Here is a 6,515-nt window from a genome sequence, read left to right on the forward strand (position 1 = left end):
CAGTGACCCCAAAGGCTAATCTCCAGGGAGTCATCTTTCTTACGCAGGAGAATCTCCCATGGCCCACGCCGCACAGGTCCAGCGCATGTCCCGCTTGATGGTCAAGACACTGCGCGACGACCCGGCCGACGCCGAGACCGCCAGCCACAAGCTGCTCGTCCGCGCCGGGTACGTCCGCCGCTCCTCCGCCGGCATCTGGACGTGGCTGCCGCTGGGCAAGAAGGTCCTGGAGAACGTCTCCCGCATCGTGCGCGAGGAGATGGACGCCATCGGCGGCCAGGAGGTCCTGCTGCCGGCGCTGCTGCCCAAGGAGCCGTACCAGACCAGCGGCCGCTGGGAGGAGTACGGCGACCTGCTCTTCCGCCTCCAGGACCGCAAGGGGGCCGACTACCTCCTCGGCCCCACCCACGAGGAGATCTTCACCCTCACGGTCAAGGACCAGTGCACGTCCTACAAGGACCTGCCGGTGATCCTCTACCAGATCCAGACCAAGTACCGCGACGAGGCCCGTCCCCGTTCCGGTGTGCTGCGCGGCCGCGAGTTCCAGATGAAGGACTCGTACAGCTTCGACACCACCGACGAGGGCCTGGAGCAGTCCTACGCCCTGCACCGCGCGGCCTACCAGAAGATCTTCGAGCGGCTGGGCCTGGACTACCGCATCGTCTCCGCCGTCTCCGGCGCGATGGGCGGCTCCGCCTCCGAGGAGTTCCTGGCCCCGGCCGCGGCCGGCGAGGACACCTTCGTGGACTGCCCCTCGTGCGACTACGCCGCCAACACCGAGGCCGTCACCGTCAAGGTCGCCCCGGTCGACGGCGCCGCGCACGGCCCGGTCGAGGAGCTGGACACCCCCGACACCCCGACCATCGAGACCCTGGCTGAGTTCCTCGGCGTACCGGCGGCCGCGACCCTGAAGAATCTGCTGGTCAAGGTCGACGGCGAGATCGTCGCGGTCGGCGTCCCGGGCAACCGCGAGGTGGACCTCGGCAAGCTCGGCGAGCACCTCGCGCCGGCCACCGTCGAGCTGGTCACCGCCGAGGACTTCACCGACCGGCCCGACCTGGTCCGCGGCTACGTCGGCCCGCAGGGCCTGGCCGGCAAGGCGTTCCGCTACCTCGCCGACCCGCGCGTGGCCCCCGGCACGGCCTGGGTCACCGGCGCCAACAAGGACGGCAAGCACGCCCGCAACGTCGTCGCCGGCCGGGACTTCGAGGTCGACGAGTACCTCGACGTGGTCGTCGTCGAGCCCGGCGACCCCTGCCCGAAGTGCGGCGCCGGCCTGAAGATCGACCGCGCCATCGAGATCGGCCACATCTTCCAGCTCGGCCGCAAGTACGCGGACGCCTTCGAGCTCGACGTGCTCGGCCAGAACGGCAAGCCCGCCCGGGTCACCATGGGCTCGTACGGCATCGGCGTCTCCCGTGCGGTGGCCGCGCTCGCCGAGCAGACGCACGACGAGAAGGGCCTGTGCTGGCCGCGCGAGGTCGCGCCGGCCGATGTGCACGTGGTCGCGGCCGGCAAGGCCAAGCAGACCGAGCTGGCGCTGGAGGTCGGCGAGCAGCTCGGCGCCGCGGGCCTGCGGGTCCTGGTCGACGACCGGGCCGGGGTCTCGCCGGGCGTGAAGTTCACCGACGCCGAGCTGCTGGGCGTGCCGGTCATCGTGGTCGCTGGCCGCCGCGCTGCCGAGGGCGTCGTCGAGGTCAAGGACCGCCGCACCGGCGAGCGCGAGGAGCTGACGGTCGAGGAGGCCGTCGCCCGCCTCGGCGCGTAAGGACCGCACGGCAGCGGGCCGGCCGGGGCCGAATCCCCGGCCGGCCCGCTCGTGCGTCCGCTACAGCCAGGCCGCGAACTCCAGCAGCAGCTCGCCCTGCTGGCGGGCGCCCGCGGCCACCTCCCGCACGCCGGTGTCCACCGCCCGGTACAGCGTCCAGTCGCGCAGCCGGTCGCGGTCCACCTCCAGGGAGTCGGCCAGCCGGGCCACCCGGCGGCGGGCCGCCGCGCCCGCGCCCGAGCCGGCCATCAGGTCCTCGAACCGGTCCAGCACCAGTGCCGCGAGGTCGAACGCCCGCTCGCCGACCACCGGCGCCGGGCCCACCGCCAGCCAGGGCGTCCGCTCGCCGGCCAGCACTTTGCCCTGCCGGAAGGCGCCGTGCAGCAGGAACTGCTCGTCGCACCCGTCCGGCAGCGCGCGCCGCAGCTCCGCGGCCTGCTCCACCAGCGGGTCGGCGGACCGGGTCAGGGTCCCGGCGGCGCGCAGCGCCCGCACGGCCTCGTCGGTGCGCCCGGCCAGCGTCTCGAAGGGGTGCCCCGCCGCGGCCGGCACCCACAGCCGCCGCACCGTACCGGCCGCCTCCAGCAGCGCCTTCGCCTCCGGCAGCGACCGCAGCGACACCGCGCCCTGCAACCGCTCCAGCAGCAGCGCACCGCTCGCCTCGTCGGTGCGCAGCAGCCGGGCCGCGCCGAAGCCGTCCCACGCCTCCAGCGCCGCGCCCTCCTGCGCCGGGACCCGCCCCGGCACGGGCAGCTTCAGCGCCGCGGGCGTCCCGTCCGGCTGCCGCACGAGGGCGAGCAGGCTGCTGCGGCCCCCGGGGGTCTGCACCCGTTCCAGCGTCAGCTGCCAGGCGTCCAGCCGCTGCTGAACCAGCGTCGGGAGCGCCGCGAGCCACTCGCCCGCCGGACCGCTGGGATCGCCGCTCAGCGAACTCACCAACCGCTGCGGCGGTTCGATGGGTGCCGTTGTCATGCTGGAGCTGTCCCTTTCCTGGGCAAGACCGCGCGGCGGCCGTCGTTCAGAGCGCGCCCGCGGCGGCGCTCGCGGAGCCGGACGGAGCGGCTGCCGCGGCCCGCTCGGCAAGCCCAGGGAAGGCTACGCCGCTGCCGCGCCAGCGCACCGCCCGCACTGCCGCCTCCCGCAGGGCGGCCGCCGCCTCCTTGCGCCGGACGCCGCCGCCGGCCCGTACGAGATCGGCGTAGACGGCGGCCAGCCGGTCCTCCAGCTCCGCCGCCAGCCGGACCGCGGCGGCCGCGTCCGGGACCGGGAAGGGCAGCTCATAGGCGGCGGCCGAGGCCTGCGGGGTACCACCCAGGTCGCGCACCACCCGGCGCAGCGAATCGCGGCGCGCGCGATGTCCGTCGTACGCCTCCTGCGCTTCCTTGCGCCGGTCACCGGCGATCCGCCCGCCGACCACGCCGTAGCCGTACACCGCCGCGTGCTCGGCGGCCAGCGCCGCCTGCACCGCCGTCAGCTCGGCACGCCCGTCGTCGTCGCGCCGTCCGCTTCTGCCGTCCACCGCCGTGGCCCTCATCCGCACGTCCCTTCGCCGATCCTGGCTCCGCCGCTTCGCCCGGTGCCCTTCACCGGGCCGGCTCCGCCAGCAGATACGCGTGTGCCGCCCCGGCCGCCGCGACCGAGGCGAGCAGCCGGGCCAGCTCCGGGGGCGCCGCGGCCAGCGCCTCGGTGCGGGTGCCGGCGAGGCGGCGCTCGGCGTCGGCGAGCGCGCTGCGGCCGGCCCGCTCGTCCTGGGGGACCGGGGGAGCGGACGGCCGGGCGCCGCGCGGCGACGGCCCGGACGGGGACGCGCCGGCCTCGTGCGCGGGCCCGTCGGGCGCGGTGCGCTCCTCGCCGAACGCCTCGGCGTGCCGGGCGACTTCGGCGCGCAGCGGACGCAGCCGCGGCTCCAGCGAGGGGTGCGCGCGCAGCGTCGCGTCATAGCGCGCCAGCAGGGCGGTGCTGTCGCGGGCGGAGTTCCTGCGCAGCCGGTCGGCGGCGGAGGAATGCTCGGGCCCGCCGGGGCCGTCGTCCTCGGAGCAGCCGGTGAGCAGCGCCGCGCCCCCGAGGGCGGCGCCGGCCAGCAGGGTCCTTCTGCGTGTGAGCGCCGCATTCGGCATGTTGCACTTCCCGGGGTCTTTCGTCGTGATCACCGCAGGCGAGAGTATCCGTGACCACCCACCGAATCGTCAGTACCCCGCCGGAACCGATAGGCTTTGATCCGACACACGACCCACCCACAACAGCACACGCGGCCGAGGAGTCACCCGGATGAGCACCACCCAGAGCGAGAGGCTGCGCGGACTGCTTGAACCGCTCGTCGCCGCGCGAGACCTGGATCTGGAAGAGATCGAGGTGACACCGGCGGGAAAACGGCGGGTGCTGAGGATCGTGGTCGATTCCGACGAGGGCGTGCAGCTGGACGAGTGCGCCGAGCTCAGCCGCGAGGCCTCCCAGGTCCTGGACGACTCCGACGCGATGGGCGGCGCCCCGTACACCCTTGAGGTGACCTCCCCGGGCGCCGACCGGCCGCTGACCGAGCTGCGGCACTACCGCCGCGCCGTCGGCCGCCTCATCAAGGCCCAACTGACCGAAGCGGCAGGGGGCGGCGAGCTGGTGGCCCGGATCACCGCTCTCGACGAGTCCGGGCTGGACCTCGAAGTGCCGGGCGTCAAGGGCCGCAAGCCGACCGCCCGCCGGCTCTCCTTCGACGAGATCGCCAAGGCGCGCGTCGAGCTGGAGTTCAACCGCAAGTCCGCCAAGCGCGGCGAGAAGGCCGACGAGGCCGAAGCGATCGACGAGATCGACGAGGCCGCTGACAACGATGTGAACGACGTGAACGACGAGAACAAGGAGGAGGCGTAGCCGTGGATATCGACATGAGTGCCCTGCGGGGTCTGGTGCGGGAGAAGGAGATCTCGTTCGACCTGCTGGTCGAGGCGATCGAGTCGGCCCTCCTCATCGCGTACCACCGCACCGAGGGCAGCCGCCGCCGGGCGCGGGTGGAGCTGGACCGCAACACCGGCCATGTGACGGTGTGGGCGAAGGAGGACCCGGACGACCTGGAGGAAGGCGCCGAGCCCCGCGACTTCGACGACACCCCCTCCGGGTTCGGGCGGATCGCGGCGACCACCGCCAAGCAGGTCATCCTCCAGCGGCTGCGGGACGCCGAGGAGGAGATCACCTTCGGCGAGTTCGCCGGGCGCGAGGGCGACGTCATCACCGGCGTCGTCCAGCAGGGCAAGGACCCCAAGAACGTGCTGGTGGACATCGGCCCGATGGAGGCCATGCTGCCGGTGCAGGAGCAGGTCCCCGGCGAGGACTACGCGCACGGCACCCGGCTGCGCTCGTACGTCGTACGGGTGGCCAAGGGCGTCCGCGGCCCCTCGGTGACGCTGTCGCGCACCCACCCCAATCTGGTGAAGAAGCTGTTCGCCATGGAGGTGCCGGAGATCGCGGACGGCTCGGTGGAGATCTCCGCCATCGCCCGCGAGGCCGGCCACCGCACCAAGATCGCCGTCCGGTCCACCCGCTCCGGCCTGAACGCCAAGGGCGCCTGCATCGGCCCGATGGGCGGCCGGGTGCGCGCGGTGATGGCCGAGCTGCACGGCGAGAAGATCGACATCGTGGACTGGTCGGACGACCCGGCCGAGCTGGTGGCGAACGCGCTGTCGCCGGCCCGGGTCAGCAAGGTCGAGGTCGTGGACCTGGCGGCGCGCTCCGCCCGGGTCACCGTCCCCGACTACCAGCTGTCGCTGGCCATCGGGAAGGAAGGGCAGAACGCCCGGCTCGCCGCCCGCCTCACGGGCTGGCGGATCGACATCCGCCCCGACACCGAGCACACCGAGCAGGACTGAGCACACGCGGTGTAGCCGGCGGGCGCCGCGGCCCCCGAAAATCGGTGGTGCCGCGGAGCCCCGCAGGGAATTCTGAGCAGCCGTTCGGCCATTACCCCAGCGGGGTCGGGCCGGCACGGGGAGGTAGACTTAAGCAGTGTCTGGCCGGACGCATGCCCGCGCATGCCCTGAGCGCACGTGTCTGGGATGCCGGGAGCGAGCGGCCAAGGGCGATTTGCTGCGCATCGTGGAGATCGAGGGTCAGTGTGCCCCCGATCCTCGCGGTACGCTGCCCGGCCGGGGTGCGTACGTGCACCCGACACCGGTCTGCCTCGACCTGGCGGTTCGCCGCCGGGCGTTCAACCGGGCCTACCGGGCCCGGGGACCGTTCGACACCACGGAGCTTCGTCGGTTCATCGAGCGGACGCCCGTCGAGCAGCCGCCGTTGCACTAAAGGCACAGCAGCAAGAAACGCACAGCGCACGGAAAACCGTGCGGTCAGGTACCTCGCGAGTCGGAAGTAGGTCGAGATTGCGATGAGCACTCGATGAGTACGCGATGAGTACGCCCATGAAGTAGCGACGGTCCGGTGGACAACCCGGACCTAGAAGGAGCGAAGTGGCTAAGGTCCGGGTATACGAACTCGCCAAGGAGTTCGGCGTTGAGAGCAAGGTCGTCATGGCCAAGCTCCAAGAGCTTGGTGAATTCGTCCGTTCGGCGTCCTCGACGATCGAGGCGCCGGTTGTTCGCAAGCTGACCGACGCTTTCCAGGCAGGCAGCGGCAACGGCCGCGCCGCCGGCAAGCCCGCGGCGCCGCGCAAGTCGGCCCCCGCGAAGCCGTCCGCGCCCTCCCCGGCGCAGGCGGCCCGTCCCGCTGCCCCGAAGCCGGGCGGCGCACCCAAGCCGGGCCCCGC

The 6,515-nt window shown here is 73.1% G+C and carries 8 protein-coding genes; 5 read left to right on the forward strand and 3 right to left on the reverse strand.

Annotated features, from left to right (window positions below; all coding sequences use genetic code 11):
- The first annotated feature begins 58 nt into the window (after nucleotides 1–58).
- Nucleotides 59–1,768, forward strand: a complete 1,710-nt coding sequence (locus IEY78_RS19635; protein WP_189100030.1) for a proline--tRNA ligase — start codon at nucleotides 59–61, stop codon at nucleotides 1,766–1,768.
- A gap of 60 nt (nucleotides 1,769–1,828) precedes the next feature.
- On the opposite strand, the gene IEY78_RS19640 is transcribed toward IEY78_RS19635, so the two are convergent.
- From IEY78_RS19640 to IEY78_RS19650, 3 genes are read right to left on the reverse strand one after another with little or no spacing between them, the layout of a single operon-like run.
- Entirely contained in the window at nucleotides 1,829–2,740 is a 912-nt protein-coding gene (locus IEY78_RS19640; RefSeq protein WP_189100032.1) for an aminoglycoside phosphotransferase family protein, read from the reverse strand.
- A gap of 46 nt (nucleotides 2,741–2,786) precedes the next feature.
- A complete protein-coding gene (locus IEY78_RS19645) occupies nucleotides 2,787–3,302 on the reverse strand; it encodes a ferritin-like domain-containing protein (RefSeq protein WP_189100033.1) in 516 nt (171 codons plus the stop codon).
- A gap of 49 nt (nucleotides 3,303–3,351) precedes the next feature.
- On the reverse strand, nucleotides 3,352–3,885 hold the full coding sequence (locus IEY78_RS19650) for a hypothetical protein (protein WP_189100077.1): 534 nt from the start codon (nucleotides 3,883–3,885) through the stop codon (nucleotides 3,352–3,354).
- A 151-nt stretch (nucleotides 3,886–4,036) separates the two neighbouring features.
- On the opposite strand from IEY78_RS19650, the gene rimP reads away from it, so the two are divergent.
- The 4 genes from rimP to IEY78_RS19670 form a co-directional block, all read left to right on the forward strand.
- Nucleotides 4,037–4,630 (forward strand): ribosome maturation factor RimP, encoded by a 594-nt coding sequence (gene rimP / locus IEY78_RS19655; protein WP_189100035.1) that lies wholly within the window; start codon nucleotides 4,037–4,039, stop codon nucleotides 4,628–4,630.
- 2 nt (nucleotides 4,631–4,632) lie between these two features.
- Nucleotides 4,633–5,622, forward strand: a complete 990-nt coding sequence (nusA, locus tag IEY78_RS19660) for a transcription termination factor NusA (protein WP_189100037.1) — start codon at nucleotides 4,633–4,635, stop codon at nucleotides 5,620–5,622.
- A gap of 136 nt (nucleotides 5,623–5,758) precedes the next feature.
- Nucleotides 5,759–6,055, forward strand: coding sequence for a YlxR family protein (locus tag IEY78_RS19665; protein ID WP_189100039.1), 297 nt, complete (start codon nucleotides 5,759–5,761; stop codon nucleotides 6,053–6,055).
- Nucleotides 6,056–6,219: 164 nt separating this feature from the next.
- A partial coding sequence (locus IEY78_RS19670) for a translation initiation factor IF-2 N-terminal domain-containing protein (protein WP_189100041.1) occupies nucleotides 6,220–6,515 on the forward strand: 296 nt, incomplete at its 3' end.

This window comes from Streptomyces kronopolitis (assembly GCF_014646275.1).
GTDB lineage: Bacteria > Actinomycetota > Actinomycetes > Streptomycetales > Streptomycetaceae > Streptomyces > Streptomyces kronopolitis.